Source organism: Micromonospora arida, assembly GCF_003857035.1.
In the GTDB taxonomy this organism is placed as follows: Bacteria; Actinomycetota; Actinomycetes; order Mycobacteriales; family Micromonosporaceae; genus Micromonospora; species Micromonospora arida.
On the sequence record NZ_QGSY01000157.1, the window covers coordinates 15,698 to 38,336 of the forward strand.

The 22,639-nt window shown below is 69.3% G+C and carries 19 protein-coding genes and 1 pseudogene; 10 read left to right on the plus strand and 10 right to left on the minus strand.

Features of this window, described 5'->3' with window-relative positions; all coding sequences use genetic code 11:
• Window positions 1-3 precede the first annotated feature (3 nt).
• The gene (locus DLJ58_RS11365) at window positions 4-1,227 is read right to left on the minus strand and encodes an MFS transporter (protein ID WP_124855588.1); all 1,224 of its coding nucleotides are present in this window, start codon (window positions 1,225-1,227) and stop codon (window positions 4-6) included.
• 168 nt (window positions 1,228-1,395) lie between these two features.
• Here DLJ58_RS11365 and DLJ58_RS11370 point away from each other — a divergent pair, with 168 nt between their 5' ends.
• The 3 genes from DLJ58_RS11370 (at window position 1,396) to DLJ58_RS11380 (ending at window position 6,366) form a co-directional block, all read left to right on the plus strand.
• Window positions 1,396-4,668 (plus strand): AfsR/SARP family transcriptional regulator, encoded by a 3,273-nt coding sequence (locus DLJ58_RS11370; protein ID WP_244218892.1) that lies wholly within the window; start codon window positions 1,396-1,398, stop codon window positions 4,666-4,668.
• 50 nt (window positions 4,669-4,718) lie between these two features.
• Entirely contained in the window at window positions 4,719-5,351 is a 633-nt protein-coding gene (gene wrbA, locus DLJ58_RS11375; RefSeq protein ID WP_124855590.1) for an NAD(P)H:quinone oxidoreductase, read from the plus strand.
• A gap of 118 nt (window positions 5,352-5,469) precedes the next feature.
• Window positions 5,470-6,366 (plus strand): NAD(P)-dependent oxidoreductase, encoded by an 897-nt coding sequence (locus DLJ58_RS11380; protein WP_124855592.1) that lies wholly within the window; start codon window positions 5,470-5,472, stop codon window positions 6,364-6,366.
• A 150-nt stretch (window positions 6,367-6,516) separates the two neighbouring features.
• Here DLJ58_RS11380 and DLJ58_RS11385 read toward each other — a convergent pair whose 3' ends face one another.
• The gene (locus DLJ58_RS11385) at window positions 6,517-6,873 is read right to left on the minus strand and encodes a nuclear transport factor 2 family protein (protein ID WP_124855594.1); all 357 of its coding nucleotides are present in this window, start codon (window positions 6,871-6,873) and stop codon (window positions 6,517-6,519) included.
• A 228-nt stretch (window positions 6,874-7,101) separates the two neighbouring features.
• The gene (locus DLJ58_RS11390) at window positions 7,102-7,512 is read right to left on the minus strand and encodes a MarR family winged helix-turn-helix transcriptional regulator (RefSeq protein ID WP_124855596.1); all 411 of its coding nucleotides are present in this window, start codon (window positions 7,510-7,512) and stop codon (window positions 7,102-7,104) included.
• 163 nt (window positions 7,513-7,675) lie between these two features.
• Here DLJ58_RS11390 and DLJ58_RS11395 point away from each other — a divergent pair, with 163 nt between their 5' ends.
• Both DLJ58_RS11395 and DLJ58_RS11400 read left to right on the plus strand, forming a co-directional pair.
• On the plus strand, window positions 7,676-8,320 hold the full coding sequence (locus DLJ58_RS11395) for a hemerythrin domain-containing protein (RefSeq protein WP_124855598.1): 645 nt from the start codon (window positions 7,676-7,678) through the stop codon (window positions 8,318-8,320).
• 29 nt (window positions 8,321-8,349) lie between these two features.
• Window positions 8,350-9,795 (plus strand): MFS transporter, encoded by a 1,446-nt coding sequence (locus tag DLJ58_RS11400; RefSeq protein WP_124855600.1) that lies wholly within the window; start codon window positions 8,350-8,352, stop codon window positions 9,793-9,795.
• A gap of 85 nt (window positions 9,796-9,880) precedes the next feature.
• Here the strand turns inward: DLJ58_RS11400 and DLJ58_RS11405 are convergent, their stop codons facing one another.
• Window positions 9,881-11,095 (minus strand): MFS transporter, encoded by a 1,215-nt coding sequence (locus DLJ58_RS11405; RefSeq protein ID WP_124855602.1) that lies wholly within the window; start codon window positions 11,093-11,095, stop codon window positions 9,881-9,883.
• A 172-nt stretch (window positions 11,096-11,267) separates the two neighbouring features.
• Between DLJ58_RS11405 and DLJ58_RS11410 the strand changes: the two genes are divergently transcribed.
• Window positions 11,268-12,161, plus strand: a complete 894-nt coding sequence (locus DLJ58_RS11410) for a LysR substrate-binding domain-containing protein (protein ID WP_208741026.1) — start codon at window positions 11,268-11,270, stop codon at window positions 12,159-12,161.
• Window positions 12,162-12,295: 134 nt separating this feature from the next.
• Here DLJ58_RS11410 and DLJ58_RS11415 read toward each other — a convergent pair whose 3' ends face one another.
• Window positions 12,296-13,252, minus strand: coding sequence for an EamA family transporter (locus DLJ58_RS11415; protein ID WP_124855606.1), 957 nt, complete (start codon window positions 13,250-13,252; stop codon window positions 12,296-12,298).
• Between the two features lie 79 nt (window positions 13,253-13,331).
• On the opposite strand from DLJ58_RS11415, the gene DLJ58_RS11420 reads away from it, so the two are divergent.
• Window positions 13,332-14,261: a LysR family transcriptional regulator gene (locus tag DLJ58_RS11420; RefSeq protein WP_124855608.1), complete on the plus strand. Its 930-nt coding sequence runs from the start codon at window positions 13,332-13,334 to the stop codon at window positions 14,259-14,261.
• Here the strand turns inward: DLJ58_RS11420 and DLJ58_RS11425 are convergent.
• Both DLJ58_RS11425 and DLJ58_RS11430 read right to left on the minus strand, forming a co-directional pair.
• Window positions 14,256-15,035, minus strand: coding sequence for a pyridoxamine 5'-phosphate oxidase family protein (locus DLJ58_RS11425; RefSeq protein ID WP_158629570.1), 780 nt, complete (start codon window positions 15,033-15,035; stop codon window positions 14,256-14,258). The genes DLJ58_RS11420 and DLJ58_RS11425 overlap by 6 nt on opposite strands.
• 91 nt (window positions 15,036-15,126) lie before the next feature.
• On the minus strand, window positions 15,127-15,576 hold the full coding sequence (locus DLJ58_RS11430; protein WP_124855612.1) for a VOC family protein: 450 nt from the start codon (window positions 15,574-15,576) through the stop codon (window positions 15,127-15,129).
• Window positions 15,577-15,665: 89 nt separating this feature from the next.
• On the opposite strand from DLJ58_RS11430, the gene DLJ58_RS11435 reads away from it, so the two are divergent.
• Window positions 15,666-16,229 carry a CGNR zinc finger domain-containing protein gene (locus DLJ58_RS11435; protein ID WP_124855614.1) on the plus strand — a complete coding sequence of 188 codons (564 nt, stop codon included), beginning with the start codon at window positions 15,666-15,668 and terminating at the stop codon, window positions 16,227-16,229.
• Window positions 16,230-16,338: 109 nt separating this feature from the next.
• Here DLJ58_RS11435 and DLJ58_RS11440 read toward each other — a convergent pair whose 3' ends face one another.
• Window positions 16,339-17,298: a helix-turn-helix domain-containing protein gene (locus DLJ58_RS11440; RefSeq protein ID WP_124855616.1), complete on the minus strand. Its 960-nt coding sequence runs from the start codon at window positions 17,296-17,298 to the stop codon at window positions 16,339-16,341.
• Window positions 17,299-17,369: 71 nt separating this feature from the next.
• Here DLJ58_RS11440 and DLJ58_RS11445 point away from each other — a divergent pair, with 71 nt between their 5' ends.
• Window positions 17,370-17,693 carry a cupin domain-containing protein gene (locus DLJ58_RS11445; RefSeq protein ID WP_124855618.1) on the plus strand — a complete coding sequence of 108 codons (324 nt, stop codon included), beginning with the start codon at window positions 17,370-17,372 and terminating at the stop codon, window positions 17,691-17,693.
• Window positions 17,694-18,154: 461 nt separating this feature from the next.
• Here DLJ58_RS11445 and DLJ58_RS11455 read toward each other — a convergent pair whose 3' ends face one another.
• A complete protein-coding gene (locus DLJ58_RS11455; protein WP_124855622.1) occupies window positions 18,155-18,718 on the minus strand; it encodes a GNAT family N-acetyltransferase in 564 nt (187 codons plus the stop codon).
• Between the two features lie 273 nt (window positions 18,719-18,991).
• On the opposite strand from DLJ58_RS11455, the pseudogene DLJ58_RS11460 reads away from it, so the two are divergent.
• Window positions 18,992-19,252 (plus strand): annotated as a pseudogene (locus DLJ58_RS11460) (hypothetical protein); the annotation flags it as partial.
• 459 nt (window positions 19,253-19,711) lie between these two features.
• Here DLJ58_RS11460 and DLJ58_RS11465 read toward each other — a convergent pair.
• A complete protein-coding gene (locus tag DLJ58_RS11465) occupies window positions 19,712-22,615 on the minus strand; it encodes a LuxR family transcriptional regulator (RefSeq protein WP_244218893.1) in 2,904 nt (967 codons plus the stop codon).
• Window positions 22,616-22,639 lie beyond the last annotated feature (24 nt).

Below are 22,639 nucleotides of genomic sequence, written 5' to 3' on the forward strand. Positions count from 1 at the left end.
ATCTCAGCCGGTCTGATGCGAGAGCGTCACGGCGATCGCTGGACCGAACGCGACACTGAGCAGATAGGCAAGGTTGAACAGGCCCAGGGCTTCGGCCTTGTGAGAGCCGGGCACGACGCCGGTCGCTCGCAGGGCGAGTACGCCTTGGCCGGTCGCGGCGGCAAGGGACGCGAGTGCCATCGCCGCCAGCAGTAGCGGGACGGCGGAGGCGACCGCAGCCAGCAGCGGCGCGGCGACGGCTCCGCCGAGCAATGCGGCGGCCGTCACGCGGTGTGGCACCCGCACGGACGCCGCGATCAGGAACCCCGAGCAGAGGCCGCCGAGCAGGTACGGCGCCAGTAGTACGACTCCGCTGCGGGTGCTGTCCCAGCCCGCGTGCTCTCGCAGCAGATCCGGTGCGGCGTAGAGCAGGGTGAAGTTCACCAGGCCCACAGTGAAGACCAGCACGCACGCCGTGAGGAACCGGCCGTTACGCGCCACTGCGGCGGGCAGAAAGCCGTCGGGGCGAACGTTCGTCCGGACCACGAGCAACACCAGCAGCGCGACGGTGACCGGGCCGGCCACCAGCGGACGGTGCGGAGTGAGAACTGCCGAGGTGACCAGCATGGCAAGGAGAGCCATGCCGAGCGGATCGAACGACGCCGGCATCGCGTCCGGCGGTGTGGCGTCGCGGCGGGCCGCAGGCACGGCGGCCACCGCCAGCAGGGGCAACGCCAGCGCCGCCTGCCACGAAAGGAGGTCGGCTACCAGTGCACCGGTCAGCGGACCGGTGGCCCCCACGACCGCCAGCGACGCGGCGACCACCCCCATCCGCCGAGGCGAATCGGCCAGTTTCATGGCCGTCACGCTGAGGCCGGCGGACCCCAGTGCCTGCACCGCCGCGCCGGCCACCAACGCCGGCAGTGTCGGCACCAGCACGAGGAGGATCGTCCCCGCGGCCAGCAGCGCGGCCGAGGCGGTCAGGGCCGTCCGTACGCCGCAGCGGGCCAGTAGCGCCGCCAGCAGTGGCGTACCCAACGCGATCCCCCAGCCGAAGGCGGTCACGCCGGCCGCCGCGGCCCGTTCCCCGGTGCCCGTCGCGCGCGCCAGCTCGTCGAGCAGCAGGGCCGGCGCGGCGATCCCGTACGACAGCGGACCGGCCAGCAGGGCAAGCCAGGGCGTGGCCACCCGCCGTGGTGCGACCTGTCCGTGACCGTTGGCGGTTCGGTGCCGCTCTAGATAGTCCATGTCATTCCTCCGGTGTCGGCTCGGTTTCAGCCTCGCCGGGGTCACTTACCGCCGACTGCTCGTCGGCTGACGTTCGCCTCGGTGGCGTCGGCGTCGCGTCCCGGTGAGCGGGGCCGACTGTCGATCGACGTTTCGCGGGCGGGACAGCCGACTGGCTAGTGTGAAGCGGTGAGGTTCGGGGTGCTGGGCGAGATCGCGGTGTGGGCGCCCGACGGCGAACCCGTCGCCGTACCCGGCCTGAAGGTTCGGGCTCTCCTGGCTGACCTGCTGGTCCATGAGGGGCATCCGGTGTCCTCCGACCGGCTCATCGAGGATCTCTGGGGTGACCGGACGCCGGGCAACCCGCTCGGTGCGCTCCAGGCCAAGGTGTCGCAGTTGCGCCGCGCGTTGGAGTCGGGTGAGGCGGGTGGCCGTGCGCTTGTCGAGTCCGGTGATGCCGGCTACCGGCTGCGGATTTCGCCGGAATCGGTCGACGCTGGCCGCTTCGCGGCTCTGTTGGCGCGCTCGCGGGCGCAGCGGGAGCCAGTGGGCCGGGCCGCGGAGCTGACGGAGGCCCTGTCGCTGTGGCGTGGCTCCCCGTACGCCGACTTTGGTGACGAGCGATTCGTCCGTCAGGCGGTCGAGCGGCTCGACGACCAGCGCCTGGCGGCGTTGGAGGAGTTGGCCGAGGCCCGGCTCGATCTCGGTGAGCATCACTTGCTCGCCGGTGAGCTGGCCGACCTGGTCACCCGTCACCCGTGGCGCGAGCGGCTACGGGCCGCGCACCTGCGCGCCCTGTACGGCTCGGGACGCCAGCGTGAAGCCCTGTCCGCCTACGAGCAGTTCCGTCGGCAGATGCGTGATGAACTCGGCATCGATCCCGGCCAGGAGTTGGCCGAGCTGCATCGGGCTATCCTGCGCCAGGACCGCGCGCTGCAGCCGCCGGCACCGCCGTCGTCTCCGGTCCGAACCAACCTGCCGGTGCCTCTGTCACCTGGTCCGTACGGCGGATTGATCGGGCGTGACGAGGCCGTCGAGGCGGTACGGGAGCGGCTGGCGAACGGGCGGCTGGTGACCCTTACCGGAATGGGTGGGGTGGGTAAGAGCAGGTTGGCGCTCGAGGCCGCTCGTCTGCTGGCCGACACGTTCCCCGCCGGAGTGTGGCTCGTTGAGCTGGCGGGCCAGCCGCACTGCGACGGCCAAGCGGCCTCTACCGAGGTTGTCGACGTAGTGGCGGCGACTCTTGAGATCCGCGACGACGCCCCGGCCGGCCTGCCTGGTGATCGGCCAGGTAAGCCGATGGATCGGCTGCTCGCCGCGCTGCGGGAGCGGCGGATGCTGCTGCTGCTCGACAACTGCGACCACGTGGTGACGCCCATCGCTGAACTGACCGAGAGCCTTCTCGGCGCCGCGGCCGACCTGCGCATCCTGGCGACGAGCCGTGAACCGCTGGGGATCCCAGGCGAGGTCGTCTTGCCGGTGCCGCCGCTGGAGCTGCCGAAGCCGGGAGCGACCGCGGAACAGATCGCCGCAGCCCCGGCGGTTCGGCTCTTCGAGATCCGTGCCCGCGCCGTCGAGCCGGGCTTCATCGTCGATCAGCGGAACACGGACACAATCGCCACCATCTGCCGGCGTCTCGATGGCGTACCGCTGGCGTTGGAACTGGCCGCGTCCCGGCTGCCCGTTCTCGACCCGGGCGAGTTGGCGGCACGGCTCGACGATCGCTTCCGACTGCTGTCATCCGGTCGGCGTACCGCGCCCCCTCGCCAGCAGGGGCTTCGCGCCATGATCGACTGGAGTTGGGAGTTGCTGTCGCCCGGCGAACGGGCGGTGCTGCGCCGGCTGGCGGTCTTCGCCGACGGTGCCACCCTGGCTACCGCCGAGCAGGTGTGCGCGGGCGGACACGTGGCGTCCGACGAGGTGCTCGATGTGTTGGCACGACTGATCGACCGATCGCTGGTCCTGACGCGCCACGGCGAGAGTCCACGACGCTATCGGCTCGCGGAGACGGTGGCTGCCTACGGTCTCGAACAGCTCGACAGTGCCGGCGAACTCCCGGCGACCCGTCGCCGTCACGCCGCGTGTTTCGTCCGTCTCGCCGAGCAGGCCGCGGGGCGGCTACGGGGTCATGACCAGAGTCGCGCGCTACGGGAACTCGACGCCGAAAATGCGAACCTGCGGGCGGCACTCGACGTCGCCGCCACCGACGGTCAGTCTCGCGTGGGCCTGGCGCTCGCGACCTCGTTGGCCTGGTACCGGCTGCTCCGGGGTCGGCTCGGGGAGATGCGCCGGTCGCTGCGAACGGCGTTGGACATCGCCCCGAAGAGTGCGGACGACGTCGCGCCGGACGCCCTGCGACGACGTGCGGATGTGTGGCTGACCGCCCTGGCCACCCGTGACGGTGACCCGAACGCTCCCCGGCAACGGATCCTCGAATGCCACCAGGACGCCGACGGGCCGGAGAAGGCGTTCGCGCAGTGGTTGTTCGCCTCCATGATGCTCGGTTCCGGAGATCCGGCTGAGGCTGCCGCCCTGGTCGACGCGGCGCTGACGACGTTCCGCGCCAACGGGGACCAGTGGGGCATCGCTGCCGCCTGCGCCACTCGGGCGGACCTCGCGCTCGTACACCGCAGCGACCTGCCCGGTGTGCTGCGTGACTGCGAGACCAGCCGGATGCTGTTCGTGCAACTGGGCGACTGCTGGGGGCAGGTGCATCCGACGAGCCTGTTGGGCACCCTGGCCGAGATCAACGGCGACTACGACAGCGCAGCCACGCGGTACCGGGAGGCGTTGCGCATCGCCGAACATCTGCGGCTGTGGACGTCGGTGTCCCGGCAGTTGGCGTGTATCGGACGGATCGCCCTGTTGCGCGGCGACCTCGACGAGGCGGCCGCCTGCCACGACCGCGCGCTACAGGTCGCGCGGGAACAGTCGAGCCGGTCCGCCGCCGCCTTCGCCGGCACGGGCCTGGCGATGATCGCTCGCCGCCGGGGTGACCTCGACGCCGCCGAGACCCAGCAGCGGGACCTACTCGACTGGAACCGGCACGCCGGTTACCTGCCCGGCTACGCGCTTGCCCTTGCCGAATTAGGGTTCATCGCGGAGCACCGCGACGATGCGGTCCTCGCCGAGCGCCACCACCGCGAGTCGCTCGACGCGGCGCACGCCACCGGGGATACCAGGGCTGTCGCCCTGGCCCTTGAGGGCCTGGCCGGTGCGACCAGCCTCGGCGGTGACCATCGCCTCGCCGCACGGTTGCTTGGCGCGGCCCGCACGCTTCGCGCGGGTGCCGGAGCGCCGTTGCCCCCCGGTGAGCAGCATGACGTCCAGCGCATCACCTCTCGCCTCCGCACGGCGCTGGGCAGCGAGGAACTCGCTGCCGAGATGAGCCGCGGCGTACAGCTCGACCTGGACAAAGAGGATTTCAGCGGCATCGGTAAGGGGATGGTCAGCGAACGGTAAGCCTGCTCGGCACGGTTGACCGAGAACCGAGCCCGACCCAGGAGGTAACCGTGCAGACCGCTGCCAGGATCGCCGTCATCTACTACTCCGCCACCGGCAGTGTGCACCGGCTCGCGCAGGCATTCAGGGACGGAGCGGCCGACGCCGGCGCGGAGGTCCGCTTGCGCCGGGTGGCGGAGTTGGCACCGGATCACGTCGTCGATGCCAGGCCGCAGTGGCGGGCCCACCTCGACGCCACCGCCGATGTTGCGCTCGCCACCCTGGACGACCTGCGGTGGGCGGACGGGTACGCCTTCGGCACACCGACACGTTTCGGCAACGTCTGCTCCCAACTGCGCCAATTCATCGACACCACGACCGCCCCCTGGCAGGCAGAGGAACTGGCCGACAAGCCGGCGACCGGCTTCACGGCCAGTTACGAGGAGCACGGCGGCCAAGAGTCGACCCTGCTCAGCCTTTACCAGACGTTCCATCATTGGGGGGCGGTCATCCTGCCCACGGGCTACCTGAACTACGACACCGCGCACGCCGCCGGCGGGAACCCGTACGGCGTCAGCCTCGTGGAGAGTCGCGCCGGCCGGGATCCGGAGTACGCCAGAGCCGTCCTCGAGACGGCCCGCTTTCAGGGCGCACGCCTCACCCGCCTGACAGCCGCCGTCCGCTTGGAGAGCCACCTCGGGTAGAAGCCCGGCGACGAGCGGTGTGGCATCCGGGCGAGATCACGAGTAGTCGCCTCCGGGCGACGGATGCCTGTTCCCGCCACCTGACGCATCGAATCACGGAGTAGAAACGAGAGAAATCATGCTGACAACAACCGCCGCTGATCCGACCGAACAGGCCAGCCGGGTCACCGTGCTCGGTCTTGGTGACATGGGCTCGGCGATCGCCAAGACGTTCATCGATCGCGGACACCGTACGACGGTCTGGAACCGGACCGTGAGCAAGGCCCTGCCGATGGTCGACTCTGGCGCCACGGCTGCCGCGAGCGCCGCGGAGGCTGCGGCCGCCAGCCCGCTCGTCGTGGTGTGTCTGCTCGACGGTGCGGCGGTCGACGAGGTGCTCGCTTCCGTGGACGCCGCAGTCGCGGGCAAGGTCTTGGTGAACCTGACCAGTAGCTCTCCCCATCAGGCACGGGCCAACGATCGCTGGGCGAGAGAGCGCGGGGCCACATACCTCGATGGCAAGATCATGGGAGATCCGGCAGACGTCGGTACGCCGCAGGTCATGTTGTCGTTCAGTGGTTCCCGCAAGGCCATCGATGTGCACGGGTCAACGCTGGGGGAGTTGGGCACCGTCACCTACCACGGGGAAGAAGCCGGCTTGGCTGCCATTGAGTTCATGGCGCAGGTCGCGATGGGCTACGAGATCCTGATCGGGTTCCTGCACACCCTGAGGCTGGTGCAGGCAGAAGGAGTCGACGTAGCGGAGTTCGCCGAGCGTGCCGCCAGCTCCGTCGCCGCGCTGCCCCCGCTGTTGACCTCGATCGGCAACGCGGTCAAGGCCGGCGAATACCCGCCGGATCTCGGCCCGCTCAACGTCCAGGCCGCCCTGATGGACGACATGATCAGCCATCGGGAATCCATCGGCGTGGAAGCCGTGCGGATGCGAGAGGTCAGGGACCTGATGAACCGCCGGATCGCTGACGGCTTCGGCGCTCAGGGGTTCTCGAGCTTGTTCGAGCTGCTGACAAAGCCCTGAGGGCGGTCTCTCAGCACCCGTTCTGAGACGTTGACTGGGGCTGGGCGCGTGCCATCCGGCATGCGCCCCGCGCCCGGTCGTTCAACTGCGTTGCTGACTACGCCTCGCCACCGCGATCGTGCACTCCTTCATCGTCCTTCGTGGACGGACTCACTGGACCGGGACGAAGGTGGCGGCCAACACCCGCCAGTTGTCGTCCTCACGCACCCAGAGTCGGGTGTAGCGCAACCGCGCGGACACAGCGGAACCGCCCTGAACGGCATCCACCGCAGCGACCATGCGAGTCACCCCGGTCTGGCCGTCTTCCTGGATGTCGAGTGACTCCTCCACCAGGCCGGTGATCCGCAGTGCACCGGAGCGGTAGCCGGCCAGGTCGTCTTCCTTGGTAAAGACCGTGCCGTCCGGTCCGGCACCCACGACCTGCGGGTGCAGTAGCGCGTCGAGGGACTCGACGTCAGCGGCGCGCTGGGCGGCTTGAAGTTGCCGTTCGGCGGTGAGGAGATCCATCCACCGATCCTCCGCAGCGGGCCCCAACAAGACAAGCGGGTTCGCTTGCGGCAGAACGGCGACGGCAGCCCGGTAGTGGCGTGAGTCTCTCCGCAGGTGCCCGAATCAGTGAAACCGTACGACTGGTCCGTGCATCGCAGTACCGGCCCACTGTCGTTCCGGATGGCGTCGGCGGTCGCGGCGTGCGCTCGCGCCGTCCGGGGACCAGCCTGGACCGATGGGTTGGGCTCAGGGCTCCTGCTTCGCTTCAGCCCGGTGGTGGCTCAGTAATCGACCGAGCAGCCGCCGCAGCTCCGTGCGCTCGTTTTCGGACAATGGCGCCAGCAGATCGTTCTGGATGTCGAGGACCTGCTCGTCGAGCCAGCGCAGCCGCTGGCGGCCGGCCGGCGTGACGGTGATGACGTTGCGCCGTCGGTCGGCATGGTCAGGCGTGCGCTCCACCAGCCCGGTCTGGGCCAGCTCATTGATCGTCGCCACGATGTCGCTGACGTGGATGCCGCTTCGCCGCCCCAGCGCGGCCTGGCTGGCCGGACCAAACTCGTCCAGCGAGGCCAGCACCCGATAGTGGTAGCCCCGCGCGCCGGCCCGGGCGAACCCGTCCGCGACCAGCCGCCCCGCGTGAGCGGCGGTCTGCGTCATCAACCAGCTGGTGAGTCCGCTGAGTCGGGCCGGCGTCTCGTCCTGGACGGATGGATCCACGGACCCACCCTACCAGTCTGTTGGTGCCACCTACGGTTTGATACCGTTGGGCGCCCTAACGTTTGGCCAACCAATGAATTAACTGATCGTGAGGTGACGAACCATGAGCGAGGCCACCCACACCCTCGACATGACCATGATGTTCGCGGTGCACGACGCCCTGCGCCGAGACCTGGCCCAGCTGGCCCGGGTCTCCGCCACCACCGACGACGATCCACGGCAGATCCTGCGTGCGGCGGTCGGCTGGGAGATGTTCAAGTCGTTCCTGCGGGTGCACCACACCTCCGAGGACGTCGCGGTCTGGGGCCCGATGAAGACCCGGCTGGCCGACCAGCCGGACAGGGCACTGCTCGACGCCATGGAGGCGGAACACGCGGCGATCGATCCGCTGCTCGACGCCGTGGACGCCGCCATCGCCGACCGGGAGTCCGGGCCGCAGCGCCTCGGCGACGTGGTCGACGCCCTTTATCTGAGCGTCGCCGGGCACCTGCGGCACGAGGAGGACGAGGGCCTGCGCCTCGTCGAGTCGGTGCTCACGCCGGGGCAGTGGGCGGCGTTCGGTCAGGACCACCGGAACCGCGTCGGCGCGGACTCCGCGCGTTACCTGCCCTGGCTGCTCCAGGGAGCGTCGCCGGAGACCGTCGCCGCCATCCTCGGCCGCATGCCGGAGGAGATCAAGAGGGCGTACGCCACCGAGTGGCGGGCCGAGTACCTCGACGTCCGCCCCTGGAACCCCCGCATTCGCTGATCCGCAAACGCCGACTCTGGAGAAAATCAATGCCTGTCTACGAAGAATCGAAGGCCTCGCTGGCGGTGGCGCCGGAAACGGGCCCACCACCACGACTCGGCCTCGCACTGCTGGTCATCGCGGCCGCCCAGCTCATGCTCGTGCTGGACAACACCATTACGAACGTGGCCCTGCCGAGCATTCAGCGGGCACTGGGGATGGCCACCGCCGACCTCAACTGGGTGATCACCGCGTACGCGCTCGCCTTCGGCGGTCTCCTGCTAGCCGGTGGCCGAGCCGGTGACCTGTTCGGTCGACGGCGGGTCTTCCGGATCGGCCTGGTCCTGTTCACCGTCGCCTCACTGCTGGGTGGCTTCGCCTGGTCCGGCACCGTCCTCATCGCCGCCCGGGTGCTGCAGGGCGTCGGCGCCGCCATCGCGGCGCCTACCGCGCTGTCGCTGCTGGCCACGACGTTCCCCGCCGGGCCGGCACGGAACAAGGCGCTGGGTGTCTACGGGGCGATGGGCGGCCTGGGCTCGGTGGTCGGCCTCCTGCTCGGCGGCGCCCTCACCCAGTACGTCAGCTGGCGGTGGGTCCTGTTCGTCAACGTGCCCATCGCCGTGCTCGTGCTGCTCGGCACGTCGGTGCTGCCACGGGGAGAGCGCGAGCGTGGTCGGGCGGACCTCTCCGGTGCCGCCACCGCCACCGCCGGGCTCGCCGCACTGGTGTTCGCCATCAACCACGCGGCCCTGCACGGCTGGCGTGACACCGTCACCCTGGGCTTTCTGATCGCTGCCGCGGTTCTGCTGATTGCTTTCGTCCTCGTCCAGCGCTCCGCAGCGGCGCCCATGCTGCCCGGCCGGATCCTCAGCGACCGGGCACGGACCGGCGCGTACGTCACCATGTTCCTGGTAGGCGGCGGCATGTTCGCCCTGTTCTATTTCCTCACTCTCTATATGCAGGTGGTCAAGGGCTACCCCCCGATGCGGACCGGCCTGGCCTACCTGCCGTTCACCGTCGGCATCGCGGTGGCGGCTGGCGGCGTCGGTCCCCAGTTGCTGTCCCGGCTGACGGCCCGCGCCCTGACGGTGGGCGGCCTGGTGCTGGCGGCCATCGGCATGGGCTGGTTCGGGGCGCTCGGCCCGACGTCGAGCGCCCTTACCGCGTTGCTGCCAGCTCAGCTGGTCGCCGGCTTCGGATTGGGACTTACCTTCGTGGCCACCACAGTGGTCGCGATCAACGGGGTGACTCCGCAGGACACCGGTATCGCCTCTGGCGTGGTCAACACCAGTCAACAGATCGGCGGCGCACTCGGCCTTGCGCTGCTCAGCGGCGTGGCCGCCGCAGTGACCGCTGCCCAGCCCTCGGGCACCGCCCTCCCGGACGCACTTACCAGCGGGTACGTCGACGGGCTGCTGCTCGGCGGAGCGGTCTTCCTGGTGGCCGCGATCGTCGCGGCCGTGACGATGAACGCACGCGTGGTGGCATCGCACTGACACCACGCGGCTGCCGCCCGGTTTCCCTCTTCCGGGCGGCAGCTCCGCTGGTGAGGGCGGGCTGGCCCTTCTGCCGGTCAACATGTCACCCGGTGGTGGCCAACTCGTCCTCGGAGACCGTCGCACTGGTCGTCCGACGGATGGCGACGGTGACGAGCAACGCGGCGGCCGTCAGCGCCACACCGAACCAGAGGGCGCTGTCGACGCCAAGACTGTCGGCGAACCATCCACCAAACAGCGCGCCCAGCGCGATGGACGTGTTGTAGCCCATGGTGTTGATGGACATGGCTGCCTCGAACTTCCCGGGTGCGGCGCCGAGCATCAGGTTGATCTGGCACAGGTTCGCGGCGCCGAAGGACGCTCCCCAGAGGGCAACGGCGAGGATCAGTCCGGGCCGTGTGTGCCCGATTGTGAGCAGCAGCAACATCGCCGTCACGAGTCCTGCACAGGCAAGGACGAAGCTGACCCAGAGATTCTTGGTCACCGTGTGGCCGGCGATGAAGTTGCCGGCCGTACCGCCGACACCGTAGATCACGAGCAACACGGTGATGAAGGCGGCCGACGCCGACGCCTGTTCCTCCGCGAAGGGCCGGATGTAGGTGTACGCGCCGAAGTGGCCGAGCACGTACAGCGTCACGGCGACCATCACCAGGCGCAGTTGCGGGTACTGGAAAGGGAGTCGGAAGACATCCCGGACCGGGACGGCGTTCTGCGAGGGCAGCGAGGGAATCGCCACGGTGACCGCGAGGAACATCAGCGCGCTGAGGCCGGCCCAGATGAGGAATGTGGCTCGCCAGTTGGTGAGGCTATCCAGGAAGGTGCCGAGTGGAATACCCACCACGGCGGCGGTCGAGATGCCGGACAGCGCGACCGCCGAGGCTCGGGGGGCGAGACGTCCGGGTACGAGGCGCATCGCCATGCTCACACCGATGGCCCAGAAGACGCCATTGGCGAATCCCATGACGAGCCGGGTGGTGAGGACCAGGGCGAAGTTCGGTGCGGCGGCGGTGAGCAGGTTACCCAACGCCAGGATCGCCAGGAGTACCGACAGCAGGATGCGCCGGTTGATGCGCCTGGTCCACGCGACGATGAACGGCACGCCGAGGCCGGCGGAGATGCCGTACAGGGTGACCATCAATCCGGCGACGCCCGCGGACACATCCAGGTTCGCGCTCACCGGGGTGAGCAGGCCGACGGGCATCAGTTCGGTGGTGACGAAGGTGAACAGGCTGGCGGTGATGACGGCTACACCCAGCCATGACCTCCGGGTCGAGTACGGGTGCTCATCGATTGTGGTCATGTCTTCTTTCTTGTCGGGAGGGGACAGCGGTCGGCGATGGCGCGTGTGAAATCGGCCGGCTTCCGCTGACGGCCGGCTGTGCCGTGTCGGTTCTCCTCGAAGCCTCACCCGAATGAATCAATGAGTCCAACACATGCTTGTCACCTCATCGATCGTGAAAGAAGATGGATCGGTGGAGCTACAGCAGATGCGCTACGTGATCGCGGTCGCCGAGACGAGCAGCTTCACCCGGGCCGCCGAGCGCTGCCTGGTGGTGCAGTCCGCGCTCAGTCACCAGATCGCGCGCCTGGAACGGGAACTGGGCGCGAAGCTCTTCGAGCGCACCAGCCGACGTGTCCGGTTGACCCAAGCCGGCGCCGCGTTCCTGCCAGCCGCCCGTCAGTGCGTGGACGCCGCAGAGCGGGCTTCCGCCGAGGTCGCGGGGGTCGTCGGTGAGGTACGCGGACGGCTCGTGATCGGCCTGATCTCCACCGTCGCCGCAGTCGACCTTCCCGGCGTCCTGCGAGACTTTCGTCAGCGGTACCCCTCCGTCCGGATCAACCTCCGCGCGGGTGCCAGCGAAGAACTCATCGAGCAGGTCAAGCAGGGCACCGTCGAGGCGGCCTTCCTCGGCCTGCCCACCACCGCGCGCCCCGACGGCGTCAACGCCCGGGAGCTCGCCCGCGACCGGCTCGTCGCCGTGGTCGCCCCGGACCATCCCCTCGCCGCAGAGTCAGCGGTCAGCCTGCGTCGGCTCTCCACCGAAGTGTTCGTCGACCTGCCGGCCAGGACTGCCGGGCGAATCCAGTCCGATCAGGCATTCGCAGCCGCCGGTCTCAGTCGCGACGTCGCCTTCGAGGTGACCAACGCCTACCTCACGTCCCGGCTGGTCGAGCAGGGGCTTGCCGTGGCGATGCTTCCGTCCGCCTACGCGCCGCAGCTCACCGGCGTCACCACCATCCAGGTCACGGACGCGCCGACCCGCGTCGAGCACGTCATTTGGAGCCGGGCCGAGCTCACGCCCGCGGCGAAGGCATTCCTCGCACTCCTCGACATCCAGGGCAAGGGCACCGGAAGCCACGCGTGACGCTCGCTGGGCACCGCCGTAGGCATTGCCATCGCCCGCGCACCGGACGCGACGGGTGCCAGCACGGGCCTGCGACGAGCCGTCAGCCGCAACTCACCCTCGACGAGCTTTCGCGGCTCCGACTGGGGCGATCTTCATCGAGCTGCCCCGTCCGGTCCAACCTGCACGCCCGTCTGGCGTGGGCCGGCTGGCGTGGGAAGCTGTCCCGCGACGATTGCGGCGAGCGAGAGCCCGAGCCCGCAAAGCTGGATTGGGCCGAGCGTCTGATCGAGCAGGACGGCGCCGAGCAGCGCGGCGACCAGGGGCGAGAGGAGACCGAGAACGGCGACGGCGGTCACGGGCAGCGTGGTGACGCCGCGGAACCACAGGACATACGCGGCCAGACCGCCCACCACGCCCAGCCAGAGGTAGCCGAGTACGGCGGGCGGGTCGATCACTGGTGGCGCCCCCTCGATGAGGAAGGTGATGGGCGTCAGGAAGAGACCGCCCGCGCTGAGCTGCCAGCCGGCGAAGGCCATCGGGCTCACCCCGGCGGGACGTCCCCAGCGCCTGGTGAGCGTCACCCCGAGCGCCATCGTGGCCGCGCCGACGAGGCCGGCCACGATCCCCACCAGGTCGAGTGCGGCATCTGGCCCGATCACCACGAGGCCGACCCCCAACACCCCGGTCGCGCCCCAGACGGCACGCCAGACGGAGAGTCGCTCCTGTAGGACCGCCGTGGCCATGACGGCGACGATGAGCGGCTGCACCGCGCCGAGGGTCGCCGCGACGCCTCCCGGCAGCCGCTCGGCTGCGACGAAGAGCAGCGGGAAGAAGAGTCCGATGTTCAGTACACCGAGCGCGGCTGCTTTTCCCCACCACGCACCTTTCGGCAGCGTGCGGGTCACCGCCAGCGCCACCAGACCGGCGGGCAATGCGCGCAGGAGTCCCGCGAACAGCGGGTGGTTGGGCGGGAGAAGCTCGGTGGTGACGACGTAGGTGGTGCCCCAGGCCAGCGGGGCGAGCGCGGTCAGGGCAGTGCGCGGCAGGTTGCTGGGCAACGTGCCGCCGCCGGCTGCGCGGGGGAGTATCTCCGCTCCGGAACTTGTCATGTCGAAAGTCTGATCACGTGCCTATCGATGACTCCAACACATGTTTGTCATCCGATCGATCAACAGGAAAGATGGATCAATGGAGTTCCATCAGTTGCGGTACGTTCTCGCCGTCGCCGAGACGAGCAATTTCACCCGGGCCGCCGAACGGTGCCTGGTCGTCCAGTCCGCGTTGAGTCACCAGATTGCGCGCCTGGAACGGGAGCTCGGCGCGAGGCTCTTCGAGCGGACCAGCCGCCGGGTGCGGCTGACCCCGGCGGGGATGGCTTTTCTCCCCGCCGCCCGCCAGTGTCTGGACGCCGCCGAGCGCGCGGCCGCCGAGGTCGCGGCGGCGGTGGGGGAGGTGCGGGGACGAGTGACCGTGGGTCTGATCCCCACGGTCGCGGCCGTCGACATTCCGGCCACGCTCCGCGCGTTCCGGGAGCGGTACCCACACGTGCGCGTCAGACTGCGTGTCGGCGGGAGTGACGAACTCGTGGAGCACATCACGCAGGGCGTCATCGACATCGCGTTCGTGGGACTGCCGGGAGGGGTTCCGCCGAAGGGCGTTGACGTTCACGAACTCGCCCGGGACCGGCTCGTCGCCGTGATCGCCCCCGATCATCCGCTAACGCGCGAACCGGCAGTCGACCTCCACCGGCTCGCTGCCGAGGTTTTCGTCGACTTTCCGGCCGGGAGCGCGGGGCGGGCCCAGACCGATCATGCGTTCGCTGCCGCCAACCTTGTCCGCGACGTCGCGTTCGAGGTGACCGCCGCCGACCTGATGGCTGAGCTCGTCGCCGCGGGTCTGGGCGTCGCCATGCTCCCCTCTGCCTACGTGCCACGGCTCAGCGGCGTGAGCACCGTTGAGGTGGCCGATGCGCCGGCCCGTGTCGAGTACCTCGTCTGGAGCCACCTGGGTCGAACCCCCGCGGTAGAGGCTTTTCTCGATGTTCTGAAGATCCCGCCCGGGTCGCCGATCGGCACGGCATCCCGGTCGGGCATGGAAGGTTTGCGGGCCAACTCATAGCGAGCGCCACATCAGCGCGTGTCCCGGCGTCTCGACGACACTGTCGATGACGACATCGACCATGCGCTCGGCGCCCGGGTGATCTGCCAGCCGGCCGGGGTCCCAGTCAATGGAGGCACTGCCCGTCACCTGTAGGGCAGGTCGGGAGCCGGTCCAGTCGATGAACAGCAGGCCGCAACGCGGTTGTACCTGGATATTGCCGAGGGTCATGTACATGGCGTTGCCGCGGTATTCCGGCCAGGACACCGTCGTGGCGCTGCGGCCGACGACAAACCCGGGGCTGCCGCCGCGGTGCGAGACATCCGCTCCTTGGCCGTCGGCGCTGGTGGCTATGAAAAAGGTGTCGGCACCGGCCACGACGCGCAGTTGCTCGTCGGAGAGCCGGTCGCTGGGGGCCGCAAAGGTACCTGTGGTGACGTCGCCGTGGGCTTCCCGGCGGGTGATGTGCCTCGGGCAGTTCGCAAAGATCTGGTCGGCCGTGATGATCAGCCGACCCCCTTGGATGTGACCTGTGCCGTTGATGCGCATGCGGTGGCGGGTGGCCGGCTCGATGGCGAGCGCACCGAGAGGAGCTGGGGCGGCGAACGCCGCTTCCAGTGGGTCGCCTGCGGCGGGCGCGGCGTCCGCGATCACACCGCGCTCGCCGCTGGCACGCAGGAAGCCGGGTGGTCCATACAACGGGCTCGCCCATAACGCCCCGGCCGTGTCGTGTCCGCCGATCACCACCATGCGCTGGCGGACGAGGAACTGGCGCGCGATCTCCGGAAGGCGCACGCCGATGCTGGCCGAGCCGAGCCCTTCGCGTGTGTATCCGGACCTGCGTTGGACGTACACCTCGCCTGGATGACTTCTCATACCAAACCCCCTAGAAGAAGCCGCACGGCGGGCCGTCGCCGGTGGCGGTCGCCGGCCGGGGCGGACGCTGGACGGCGTACACCTCAAGGCGGATGCCGTCAGGGTCGTAGCAGAACAGCTGCCCGGCGGCGGCCAGCTCACCCGGCACACCGTTGTCGTCGCGGATGTCGGCACCCAGCCCGCGCAGCCGGCGCTCGACCTCGTTCAGGGCCGGGACGTCGGCGACCTGGAACGAGAGGTGATGCAGGCCGGCGCGGTCAGCCGCGAACGGCGCGCCACTCTGCTGCCAGAGTGTGATCATGAGCAGGTCGTCGCGGCCGAGGAAGCCGTAGCGCCGACCGTCGACATCTGAGCGGCCGATGACCTCGATGTCGAGCGCCTGCCTGTAGAAGTCGAGCGAGCGGTCAAGGTCCGTGACGTTCAACCCGACGTGGCCCGTGGTGATGCTCTGATCGGTCATTCGCAGCCCTCCTAATGGTTGCTCCCCTGGTGGCCGTTAGAAGTTAACATGGTGAACTAATGGCCACAGGCGGCAGGTATCATTAGTTCGTGCATCTTGCGATCGAGCTCGCCAATACCGTCCGCGCTCGTCGGGGCGCGGTCTGTGACGAGCTTCAGACGCCTGCGGATCTCGCCGCTTGGCTTGGCCGCGTCCGCTTCCTGTGCGCCGTGCCGGTCGACGACGAGGCGCTGAGCACCGTAGGTTCCGCCGAGCTGGCTGCCGCCCGAGGCATCCGAACTGCCATCCGTGCCATCGCTGGTGCCGTCTCGGCCAGCCAGACTCCCGCCGCGGCGGACGTCGAGAGCCTGAACGCCGCCGCCCGAATGGCACCGCGCTGGCAGGAGCTCGCCTTTGCCGATACGGAGCCACGACTGACGACGCGACACGGAGCACCGGTCATGACCGGTGCCATCGCCGAGGTTGCCGCCGACGCTGTCGCCCTCGTCGCCGCCGGCCACCTGGGTACGTGTGCGGCACCCGGATGCGTACTGCTGTTCCTCCGTGATCGGCCCAACCGCGAATGGTGCGGCAACTCCTGCGGAAACCGGGTGCGAGTGGCGCGCCACTACGACCGCCGTAGGCACGCCGCTTCGGATGGCGAGGCGGTCTGAGACGCCAGGGCCTGGCGAAATCGTGGTGCCGGACCGGGACCACGGGCGCGAGGGCCCCCCGCTCTCCACGTGCCGAACGGGAAGCTTGGGCCATGTGGTGGCGTGCGGTCTAGGTGCTCCCGGCGCGGCCGAAGGAGCGGCGGTAGGCGGCTGGTGTGGTTTTCAGCGTGGTGCGGAAACGGCGGCGCAGGTTGGTGGCCGTGGACAGGCCGACTCTGGTCGCGATCGTCTCGACCGGCAGATCGGTCTCCTCCAACAGCGCTTGTGCGGCCGTGATTCGTTGCTGGAGCAGCCACTGTCCTGGGCTGGTACCCAGTTGCGCGGTGAATCTGCGGGCGAACGTACGCGGGGACAATCTGGCCTGTGTGGCGAGGTCGTTGACGGTCAGCGGATCCTGCAGTCTCTTCGTGGCCCAGTCGAGCACTGGGCCCAGGGACATCGGAGTGTGCGCGGTCAGGGGTGCTGCCGCGTACTGCAGCTGCCCGCCCTCGCGATGTGGCGGCATGACCATGTGCCGGGCGATCTGGTCGGCGTGAGCGGCGCCGTGGTCATTGCGGACCAGGTGCAGGCACAGGTCGATGCCGGCCGCGGTACCCGCGCTTGTCGCGACGTCGCCGAGGTCGATGTACAGCCTGTCGGCTTCGACATGCACGTCTGGAAATCGGGCGGCGAACTCGGTGGCCATCCGCCAGTGAGTGGTCGCCCTGCGCTGATCGAGCAGGCCGGCGTGGGCGAGCAGGAAAGCGCCGGAGCAGATGGCGACGATGCGGGCACCGCGCCGGTGAGCGCGCCGCAGCGCATCGATCACGGCGGCCGGCGCGGGCTGCTCGCGGCGTTGCCAACCCGGAAGCACCACAGTGTCCGCGGTCTCGAGCGCGTGCAGCCCGCTGGTGACCGCCATGTCGTAGCCAGCCATGGTGGGCACGATGCCCGGCTGCTCGGCACACACGTCGAACCGGTAATTGACTGGTAGACCGGGGCGCCGCACGCCGAACACCTCGGCGACGCAGGCCAGTTCGAAGGTGGACTGCGGCGGCAGAACCAGGGCGACCACCCGATGAATGATCATGGCAGGAATGTACCTGTCAACGTCATTGCAGACACTGGCCGGTGCGACCCGGACACGACGATCATGGCTGCATGACTAATGCGTCCGATGATGTACAGATCTTGCAGGTCGACGAGGTGGAACCCGTCGAGGTCGTGCCCGGCATCATCCGGCGGCGCCTGCCGGCGACCGAGCGGGCCCGTGGCTGGATGTACGACTTCGCCCCGGGAACGGAGTGGCCAGAGGTGGACGTGCACGAGGGCGAGGAACGCTACTACGTGGTGTCGGGTGAGTTCATCGATCGAGGCCACCGTCTGGGCCCGGGCAGTTACGTGGTGTTTGCTCCGGGCAGCACGCACCGCCCGCGTACCGAAACCGGCGCACGCATGATCGGCATCAGCATCGTCGCGACGTAGCCGGCAATGCCGAACACGTTGTCGCAGACCGGGCTCGTGATCTTCCGGCGACTCAAGGGCAGAGTATCGGCCCACATCGGGTCGAAAGATTCACAGTGTCATCGCAAGGCTTCTTCAAGCCGCACGTGCAGGCCGCCCCCGCCCCGACGGTGGACCGCCCGCTGGTACGCGGTCACTATCTGGTCACCGACCGGCAGCACTGGCACGCTGGCGAAGTACCCGAGCATCCAGACCGTGCTCTACCCCGAAGCCGGCGGCCTGAGCGTGCTGCCACTCACCGGCCGCTCATGCGTGCTGCGCCCGCTGTCGGTGCGCAGCGTGGCGGGACGGGATCGGCACCGCCTGGAAGGAACTCGCTCCCGTGTGGGGTCGAAGCCGGCGACGGGGCGAACCACCTCTGTGGTCGTTCGCGCCGATGCTGTCACCGGCCAGCCGCAACCGTAGATTTTCGGGCCTTGTGATCAGGCTTGCTCCGTGGAAGCCGGCCATTCCTCCTTGAGCAGTCCATAAATCAGGGTGTCGGTCCATTCGCCCTTCGCCCACTCGTCGCGGCGCAGATGTGCCTCCCGGATCATGCCCACCCGCTCGCAGAGCCGCGCCGATGCCTTGTTGCGCCCGTCGACGCGGGCGATGACGCGGTGCATGCCGTAGTGCGCGAACGCCACACCGATGACCGCGCGGACCGCCTCGGTGGCGAACCCATGACCGGCGACTGCCGGGTGGAAGGCCCATCCCAACTCGCCGCGCGAGAGCGTGTCGTCGGCCGGCCAGAGGATCACGTCGCCGACGACCTTGCCCGCATGCTCCGCCACGACCGCGAAGCGGGCTTCCGGGCCGGTGATCGCGGTGCTGACGAGCCGCCGGGTAACCACCTTGTCGGCGAACTCCCGCGACCACGGCTCCCACGGGATGTACCGAGCGACGAGCGGATCGCTGTAATACGCGAGCAGGGCCTCCGCGTCGTCGGGGCGATACGCGCGCAGGACCAGTCTTTCGGTACGGATCGGCAGTGCCAGTTCGGCCATGGCGCCCAGTATCAACCTCCCTGTTCGGTGCCTCCCGAGGCCCTTACGTCTCATAGCCAGGGGCAGCGCCTGGCCATCCCGGGTGCTCGATCATCCGCAGGGCCGGAGCTGAACCGCGATCCATACGCAACGGGCAGCGCCGGAAGGCGTTGTGGCAGGTCTGGAAGGTTTCCCAATCGCTGCCGCGACGACATCTAATTGACGAGAGTTGATGTTTTGCTCACACTCAAATCACGAAAGAGCGCTCTCCGCCGCCGTTCCATGCTGCCGATCTTGCGCGTGTGGCTGGCTCCTGGTGTTCTGATTAACTTCTGGCCATACTCGGCGGTCGAGATCGACTTCGACATCGACCTGCGGGAGCTGCAAGGTCAGCAGCGGCTGGACATGCTGTGCGGGTTCTTTGCATTGATCGGGCGCAGGCTGGACAAGCCGGTCTTGATGGCTTCCGAGGGTGACTACCAGCATCCGGTGCTCGGCTTTGATGTCGACGCCGACCGTGTCGTGCTGCTGGCCGATCCACGGTTGGCCGGCTAGGCACAGTGCTGTCCGTTGGCGGGTGACTAACTGGGTGACGATCGGTGCAGGCAATCATGAACGCCTACGGACGCCGAAGGACCGTTGCGGCAATTCAACCTCGATGTGACGGCAGGTCACGGCCCGTTGATGGTTGCCTGGGGGGCCAAGGGGTCGTCGGTTCGAGTCCGGCCGTCCCGACAGACAAAAATCCCTGACCAGCGGAAATGCTGGTCAGGGTTTAAGTTTGTCTATGGGGTTTTGAACCGCCCCCCGGAAACTCCCCATCTACCGGGTCGGCAACCAGGTTCGTCGTTCAAGGAGACGATGGGAACCGGTTCTTCGCCCGCACCTGAAGTGAGGCTGGTCCGTCAGGCCGGCAGCAGACACTACGAGCTGTCTGCCAGGATGCCGCTCGAATGACCAGCATCGGCGTCAACGGCTGCCGACGTGGCCAGCGCCAGGAAGCTCAGGGAGTGGTCAGCCAGTGTCGAAATCGGTCGCGATATCGCTCAATGCGATCCGGTTTGGCCCGCCGGTCTTGGTGATGAGGCTGGAGACGTGCCGCTCCACCGTGCGCGGTGACAGGTGTAGTCGCTCGGCGATTTCGCGATTGCTCAGCCGGCCGGTGAGCAGCTGCAGCACCTCCCACTCCCGTACCGTCACGCCCGCCGCCCGCAGCTCGGGTGGGATCTCTGCGGCACCGCGCCGACGTTGGGTGACCCGCGCGCCAGCTTGGCGCAGCAGCGTGCGACACGCCCCGGCGACCGGCGCGACCTTCGCCTGGTGGAAGTAGTTTTCGGCGGCACGCAGCCACTCGACGGGGGTGCCCCAGCCATCGGCGAGCGCCGACTCGGCGACCAGCCGCAGGGCGAGGTGTCGCCCCATCGCGTACAGCGCGCCGACCTCCAGGGCCTCGGCCAGGGTGGCGGTCGCGGCGTCGTGCTGACCCGCGCGGCCAAGCAGGACCGCCCGGGCGAAGAGAGCGAACTGTCGGTCCCACCGGAGCTGGCTCGCCGGTGTGCCGACGATCGCCTCGTACGCCGAAAAGCTGACCTCGCCGGCCATCGCCCGCAACAGCAACTGGAGGCCGAGCCGTCCACCCAGGTGGAACACGGTCGGGTTTGTCTCCTCCGCCCGTACCGCCAGGGACAGCTCGTCCAGCGCCCGCGGGCGGTTCTCTTCCAGCAGCGCGCAGAACGTGCCGGCCAGCCCGTGGACCCGCTGCGTGTGCAGGCTCTCGTCACCGCCCCAGCGCCGGAACTCGGCGAGCGCGTCCTGCATCTCCACCCGCCGGCCCTGGTGGGCGGCGAGCACCGCGCTGAGCAGCAGCACGTACTGGGTGGTCTCCATCAGCTTCAGGCGGGTCGTCGCGGTGAGGACCTGGTCGATCAGGTTCTGTGCGGCCGGGTACTCGCCGCGCATGATCAGGTGCAGCGCGATGCTCGCCTCGGCCTGCTGGCGGGCAGTCACCGCCCCGGCTCGCAGCGCTCGTTCCCGGGCTTGTTCCAGCCGGTCCAGTGTGCCGTGTAGCAACGCGTCGTCGTTGCCGAGCCGGATCAGCGCGTGGACCTCCCAGATCGGCAGGCCGTGCTCGGCGGCGATGGACCGTGCCTGCTCCAGGCAGCGGGTAGCCTCGGCCGGGTCGCGATGCCGGACGAGCGCACCGAGCAACTGCCAGGCCTGACAGGCCACCACCGGCAGCGGCACGGCGGCGCCGACCGTGGCGGCCCGGCGGGCCAGGGTCTCGGCGACCTCCATCTGGTCCCGCCCTGGCGTGTCCAGGGCCAGGTGTGCGGCGACGACGTCGATCGGGGCTTCGTCCTCCGCCGCGGGGTCCGGGCCGAGCAGCTCACGGGCAATCTCCACCTGGGCCAGCGCGTCGGTCAGCTCCCCGGCCAACACCGCGGTCCAGGCCAGCCGGGTGTGCAGCCTGGCCTGCCGTCGAGCGGGGAGACCGGCCACCTGGTCCGGACTGTTGACCAGCTCCAGTGCCCGCCGGACCAGGCCAGCCTCGCCGAGTGACTGCAGGAGTGTCTCCAGGGTGTCGGCGCGGGCCTCGGCCGGCCCGTCGGCCTGGAGCTCCCAGGCCCTGTCGAGGAGGGCGACGGCCGAGGTGGCGGCACCCTGCGCGAGGGCCCTCCGGCCGGCTTCGGCGAAGAGCCGACCGGCCAACAGGGCGTCGCCGGTCTCGACGCGCAGGGTGGCGGAGATCTGGCACCACTCACCGGGCAACTCCGGGTGGACCTTCGCGACGGCCTCGGCGACGGTGTGGGCCAACGTCCGTCGGTTGGCCGGCTCGACCAGGGCGAGCAGCGACTCGCGGGTGACGCGGTGCCGGAAGGTGTACCAGTCGGTCAACTGGTCGTCCGGTGCCACCAGCTGGGCGACGATGTCGCCGTGCAGATGGTTGAACAGGTCGCGGTCGCTGAGCCCTGTCGCCGACTGCACCACGGCCACCGAGAAGCGTTGCCCGATCAGGGCGCCGCAGGACAGCAGCTCCCGGGCCTGCGGGCTCAGCTTCTCGATCCGGTGCGCCATGCTTCTGGCGAAGGCGGTGGGCAGCGTGGTGGGCGCCTCTGGAGTGACGAGCCACCCCTGTGGACCGTGCCGGAGCAATCCGTTCTCCACCATCGCCGCGAGGATCTCCTCGATGAGGAACGGGTTGCCGCCGCTGCCGCCCCAGAGCAGCTCGGCCGCGGCCGTGGGCAGCTCATCCGCCGCCACGCCGAGGCAGGCCCCGGCCATGGCGCGCAGGTCCTCGGGCCCGAGACCGCCCAACTCGATCACGGTGCACCGGCCGCGGCGGGCTGCTGCCCGAGCGACCTCCAGCGCGGGGGAGTCGTCCGCCCGGAGGACGCCGACCAGCAGGGTGGGCTGCTGGTCGAGGTTGTCGATCAGGTATTCGACCACCATGAGCGTCTCGGCGTCGGCGTCCTGGAGATCGTCCAGGACCATCAGGCACCCGCGGTCCTGGCCGGCGAGACCGGTCAGCCGGAGCACCGCCTCGGCCAGGATCACCACCGAAGCGGTCTCCTGGTCGGCGAGAGGGGTGCCCCAGTCGGGCACCAACCGGCCGAGGATCGGCCCGTACGGGCCGAGCGCCGCGATGTCCACAGTGGACGATCGGAGCAGGGAGAGAACCGCCTCGGTGAGCGGGCGCAGCGGCACTCCGGTGCCGAGTGCGCTGGCCCGCCCCCGCAGCAGACTCATTTCGGCGGTGTAGGCGGACTCGGCGGCCGCCGCGGCGAGCCGCGACTTGCCGACGCCGGCCTCTCCGACGATGAAGACCGCGCCCCCGCGCCCGACGCGGGCAGCCTCGATCATGCCGATCAGCACACCGAATTCCGCATCTCGGCCGACCAGGACGCGTGATCGTTGCACGGCGGCAACGATAGCGAGGCACTT

What these genes read in the sequence shown, in the direction of transcription:
- DLJ58_RS11365 (WP_124855588.1), bottom strand. Translation starts at nt 1,227, where the DNA reads ATGGACTATCTAGAGCGGCACCGAACCGCCAACGGTCACGGACAGGTC.
- DLJ58_RS11380 (WP_124855592.1), top strand. Translation starts at nt 5,470, where the DNA reads ATGCTGACAACAACCGCCGCTGATCCGACCGAACAGGCCAGCCGGGTC.
- DLJ58_RS11385 (WP_124855594.1), bottom strand. Translation starts at nt 6,873, where the DNA reads ATGGATCTCCTCACCGCCGAACGGCAACTTCAAGCCGCCCAGCGCGCC.
- DLJ58_RS11390 (WP_124855596.1), bottom strand. Translation starts at nt 7,512, where the DNA reads ATGACGCAGACCGCCGCTCACGCGGGGCGGCTGGTCGCGGACGGGTTC.
- DLJ58_RS11395 (WP_124855598.1), top strand. Translation starts at nt 7,676, where the DNA reads ATGAGCGAGGCCACCCACACCCTCGACATGACCATGATGTTCGCGGTG.
- DLJ58_RS11400 (WP_124855600.1), top strand. Translation starts at nt 8,350, where the DNA reads ATGCCTGTCTACGAAGAATCGAAGGCCTCGCTGGCGGTGGCGCCGGAA.
- DLJ58_RS11405 (WP_124855602.1), bottom strand. Translation starts at nt 11,095, where the DNA reads ATGACCACAATCGATGAGCACCCGTACTCGACCCGGAGGTCATGGCTG.
- DLJ58_RS11415 (WP_124855606.1), bottom strand. Translation starts at nt 13,252, where the DNA reads ATGACAAGTTCCGGAGCGGAGATACTCCCCCGCGCAGCCGGCGGCGGC.
- DLJ58_RS11420 (WP_124855608.1), top strand. Translation starts at nt 13,332, where the DNA reads ATGGAGTTCCATCAGTTGCGGTACGTTCTCGCCGTCGCCGAGACGAGC.
- DLJ58_RS11430 (WP_124855612.1), bottom strand. Translation starts at nt 15,576, where the DNA reads ATGACCGATCAGAGCATCACCACGGGCCACGTCGGGTTGAACGTCACG.
- DLJ58_RS11440 (WP_124855616.1), bottom strand. Translation starts at nt 17,298, where the DNA reads ATGATCATTCATCGGGTGGTCGCCCTGGTTCTGCCGCCGCAGTCCACC.
- DLJ58_RS11445 (WP_124855618.1), top strand. Translation starts at nt 17,370, where the DNA reads ATGACTAATGCGTCCGATGATGTACAGATCTTGCAGGTCGACGAGGTG.
- DLJ58_RS11455 (WP_124855622.1), bottom strand. Translation starts at nt 18,718, where the DNA reads ATGGCCGAACTGGCACTGCCGATCCGTACCGAAAGACTGGTCCTGCGC.